This window comes from Pseudomonas gregormendelii (genome assembly GCF_017114825.1).
Classification (GTDB): domain Bacteria; phylum Pseudomonadota; class Gammaproteobacteria; order Pseudomonadales; family Pseudomonadaceae; genus Aquipseudomonas; species Aquipseudomonas gregormendelii.
The window spans coordinates 1-4,438 of sequence record NZ_JADEVO010000079.1 but is presented as its reverse complement, the minus strand read 5'-3'; the positions used below and the strand labels follow the sequence as shown (position 1 = coordinate 4,438).

The 4,438-nt window shown below is 46.0% G+C and carries 2 protein-coding genes and 1 tRNA gene; 1 reads left to right on the top strand and 2 read right to left on the bottom strand.

Annotated elements, in window-relative coordinates; all coding sequences use genetic code 11:
- Positions 1 to 429: 429 nt before the first annotated feature.
- Together IMW75_RS26505 and IMW75_RS26500 are read right to left on the bottom strand one after the other, a co-directional pair.
- Positions 430 to 978, bottom strand: coding sequence for a superinfection exclusion B family protein (locus IMW75_RS26505; RefSeq protein ID WP_205894279.1), 549 nt, complete (start codon positions 976 to 978; stop codon positions 430 to 432).
- A 960-nt stretch (positions 979 to 1,938) separates the two neighbouring features.
- Positions 1,939 to 2,023: transfer RNA gene (locus tag IMW75_RS26500), tRNA-Leu, on the bottom strand.
- A 255-nt stretch (positions 2,024 to 2,278) separates the two neighbouring features.
- On the opposite strand from IMW75_RS26500, the gene IMW75_RS26495 reads away from it, so the two are divergent.
- Entirely contained in the window at positions 2,279 to 4,330 is a 2,052-nt protein-coding gene (locus tag IMW75_RS26495; RefSeq protein WP_205894278.1) for a hypothetical protein, read from the top strand.
- Positions 4,331 to 4,438: the final 108 nt, after the last annotated feature.

The window sequence follows — 4,438 nt, the reverse complement described above, 5'->3', positions numbered from 1 at the left end:
ACATTTCCATGCTGATCACCCTGTGTTCTCCTGCTCAAAAAGTGAGCAGAAGCAGTTGAACACCTGGGTCAGTTTTCAGTCGGCAGAACAGCCCCTACTGGGTCAGTTTTCGGTCAGCGGCAACAGCCTGAGTCCATAAACATGTAGCAGGCAATGGTTACACCGTTGGGTTGTGCGAGGAATCGAATTTCCTTTTTAGCGGCCACAGAAGGCTGAATATCCGTGATGCTTTTAACGTGCTTGAATTCTGTAATACCGGAAATCTGATTGTATTTTGGTTCTGACATAATGGACGCTCTAATATTGTTCTCTCATATATTATAACTATATATAAAAATAAAAAGATATTATAGCGCAATGTAAAATTGCTTTTTGTTGCCAAAAGCGATGCCGGACAGATTTGTTACTAGAACAAAAATGGAAGACGGATCAGATCCGCCCATTTCTTCCATGCTGGCGAGGCGGAGAAGCTCCTTCCAAAAGCTCTGGATGAGCCGTCAGGTAATCCTTGCACCAGGGCTGAATGTTGTGAGGCACGCCTCTCATGATGTTGAAGACACCCGAGCTTCGATAAATCATGTTCTTTGCGCTCAACCCTCCAGCGATTCCGTCCTCTGGTTCGAAGTAGCAAGTGTTTTCGTGTCCAAGTACGTATGGAGCTAGGTAGGACTTTTCGGCTGGTGTCAGCTCACGAAGGCGCTGTTCGCGGACGAGTCGGGCGGATCGGACCGTCCAAGCCTTGATGATTACGTCCTTGAGCCAAAGGATTGTTGTTGCGGAAAGGTACGCTATAGAAAGAAGGAAGGCGCCGCCGATCTCAGCCTTGTGTTCTGTTCGAAAGGCAGTCATCCCGAGGCTTTCAATCATCGAGTCCGGAGAGAAGAGAACAAGGCTGCTTGCGATGCCAATGGCTAGCATCGGTCCAGGGGCGTTCTTCAATACAGCGCTGACAACGCTTCCGAGCCATTCCATTGCCATGTTCCGTCCTCCACTGAATTTCACTAAATTGAAGCACATGGAGGAGGCACTGGTTTTTCTTTTATAGGACGACAGTGTTGGGGTCTGAAGCCTTGGATTTTGTGGGTTTCTTCTTTCGCAATGTCGCTTTCTTAGGCTTCGGTTTATGTGACTGGATTAGCGCTTCCGGGGAGCTGCCTGAGAGATGTTCGTGCCCGTAACGAGCGAGGAGGAGGGCGTCGCTGCGACCGTCTCGTAAACCGCCCCTGGGGCCGTGCAGAGAGGCGGAAGGGTAAAGTCTCTGTGCGAGGTCGGCGATTTCCTGCTTGTGTAATGCTTTGTCTTTTGAGCTGGATTCGATTCCGAAATGGCCTTGCCACGCCTGGGGCCGGATGAGTAGGTACGGAACGCCCAAGGCCGAGAGTACGCCGGTTATCGAGCCCAGGGCGTGGCCAAACGTAAACGTCGATGTGACGCCTTGACCAGGACGAGACGAGACAAGCTCACAGACGGCGAATTCCGGTTGATGCCTTTGTATCAGTGAAGCGAGGTGCGCGCAGTTGATGCGACTTTCCGAGGCTTCGATATCAATAATCTCTACGAGCTGCCCATCATCCAGAATGGCGACAGCTCCGCTTAGCCCAGGGTCTATTCCTAATATTTTCATCACATCTCCTTAAGTGAAGATATTATACTGTCTTGTATCATGGCTTGCGAATGTTTACCTGGCTGACATTTTGACGCTGGAGTGGAGGGCTTTTTTGGAGTTTTATTTTGCAAAAATTTTGGCTTGAAAATCGGCTGGAGGCCACGTGTTTAGCGGGTTTCAGAAATCGGAAAAGTGAAATAAATCTCTTAAGATAAGATTTTTATTTTTCGAAGAAGAATGGGTGCTAAAGAAGCCCAGGCTAACGCCTGAAGGGGGCCAGCGGGGTGGGAGTGGTGCTTGGGAGGAGGGTGTATCTGAACTGAAGTAAGTGATGGTGCGGGGTATGGGACTTGAACCCATATGCCGTGAGGCGGCGGATTTTAAGTCCGCTACGTATACCAATTTCGCCAACCCCGCATGCCTTGCAGCAGCGACGGATCATACTGATTTGAAAGGGGATTGTCACCCCCATTTATAGGTCAACCACCCCCGCTGGCCCCTTTAGCGCTGAAAGCGCTGTAAGCGTTGATTTTCCTGGGCTTCAGCAGGAAAGGAGGGTTTTCGGAAAAATAAATTTAATAAATCTGCAAAAGAAAGGTTATTTACTTGCAAAGTAATTTACAAGACGTTATACTGTAAATGCCAACGATAAATCTATAAATAGGAAACACCATGGAAGTCTTAACCCTTGACGGATCAATCCGTTCACCTCACGCCACCTTCACCGTTTTTTCTGATTCGGATCTGCTGCAAGAAAAGGTAGATTCTCTCGGTTCAGATCGCACCGGCTTTTTCATTCACTACACCAGCGCCCGTACTGCACTTATTGCCTTGGAGGCCGGAATGGACCTCATCGGTGACGATTTGAACACTCTGGTTTTTGAAAAAAATGTGCTTTTGATCCAGCAAAAAATAGAGAGTGCAAAAAGCATTCACGAGGCAGGTAAGGCGTCGCGTCAAATATTCAGCGATCTCGACAGACTTGCCCATAAAAAAGACTTACATACATTGCTGTATATTATTGAGAATTCTAAACAAGTATATGAGATCACCTCATTATTGTCTAAAAAGTACAAGAAACACGATTTAACGACGACGGCAAAAGTTAGCCGGATGATCAAGCCGAACGAGGTTGAGGTAGTCGATTACAAGGGGCTTGCACTCAATAGTTCACTGGCTCTCGTAGCTCAAATGGGAGCTGGCAAAAACGTTGAATGCATCGAGCCCTGGTTTGCAGATGCGATGCTGAACGACAAAATGCCAGTCTACTTGGCCCCATTGAAACCTTTGCTAGATAAATACGTTGGCACAGCCGAACACTATCAATCGTTAATCGACACGGATTCTCCAAAAAAAGGCCTCCGTACAACCGCGAACTCATTCGTAATGGAGCAGTACGCTGAACTCAGAAAGGATAACAAAATTCTGTTTATTGATGAAGTTGTGAGGCTTATAGAGCAGGTGAATGGCGGTGCGTTTTTGTCAGGCTCCATGCAAGATAAAGTGTTTGGTTGGGAAATTATTTTTGATGCCATTAAAAGTGCAGAGACTGTTGTGCTTGCTGACGCTCAACTTGGCCAAGTCTATCTCGATATCATTAAGAGTCTTACTGGGAAAGAATTTCCTGCCCTGACAACTCCGTCGAGTGATTATTCCAGTATAAAAGTTTCCATGGGTGCTAAGGTCGCAGAACTTGCAGCAATCGTTAAATTGAGAAAAGCTGACGGCGTTAAATCTGCTTATTTCTTCGACGGGAAAATTGAGGACGGGAAAGCTCTTGAAGCTGCTTTCATAAAGGCTGGCCTGAATGCGGTTTATCTATACAGTTCCGAAGGCAATGTCACAGCTAACGGTGTTATAGAAATTTCAAGAAAACCAGAGTCATTAGACCGCTACGATGTCGTAATATGCAGCCCATACATTGGGCCCGGTTGGGCATGTACCCTGCAAGATTTCAAAAACGTATTGGTGCATTGCTGCGGCACGGTTTCACCTGCTAGCGTGATTCAAAGCATCAAGAGATTTCGAGCAGTTGAAACTGTAAATATTGCTTACGATTTAAGATATGCGAAACGAAATCTTCCAGAAAAAGAACTCAGCGTAGCATTCAATTTAGCTGCAAATGAGATCCAAAACGAAGCTTTCGACGTATCACAAACGTTAACAGCGGCTTATGATTTTGTAAAAAATCCTACCGGTAAAGCGATTTGCAAAATGATCGCGCTGGAAAACTACTCTCGCAACAATTATGAGTTTTTTATCCATAAAGCAGTTCAGGCGTTGGGTTTTGACTTGGAAGTCCTCAGTCATGATGCCAGGATTTCTCGCAGTGAGTCGAAGCTGATTAAGAAAGAGAAGGAAATCATTTCGGAAGAAAAGTTGAATTTCTTTTTAAATGACCAATTTCTTGATGAAAAGAAACTGATTGAATTAAGAGCTGTTAAAAGGAATAAGGGCGTTGTTTTGGCTGACGATTGGCTAATTGAGAAAAGTGAAGCCGCCCTGTTGATGAACACAAAAGGTGGATTTACAGAAGCAGAACTAGATTTCATTTTGAATAAAAATGGAGTGGAGCTGATCAAAAAATGTGAAATTTTAGCAGGTGAATCTAAAAAAACTCACGCCAATTTTGTCAAGGCTGAGCTTTTCCGTGAAGTAGTAAAATTTGCGAAGAGCGGAGTTTATAATGCGGAGTCGATTACAGGGGGCGGCGGCAAAAACTGAGTGCAACACCTGACCTTTCCGGTACGGTGCTGCCCCATGTCCTATCACGAACTCAGCGTCGAAGAACGCGCCGCCATTCAAATCGGTCATATCCAGGGCCTCAGCCAG

What these genes read in the sequence shown, in the direction of transcription:
- IMW75_RS26495 (WP_205894278.1), top strand. Translation starts at nt 2,279, where the DNA reads ATGGAAGTCTTAACCCTTGACGGATCAATCCGTTCACCTCACGCCACC.
- IMW75_RS26505 (WP_205894279.1), bottom strand. Translation starts at nt 978, where the DNA reads ATGGCAATGGAATGGCTCGGAAGCGTTGTCAGCGCTGTATTGAAGAAC.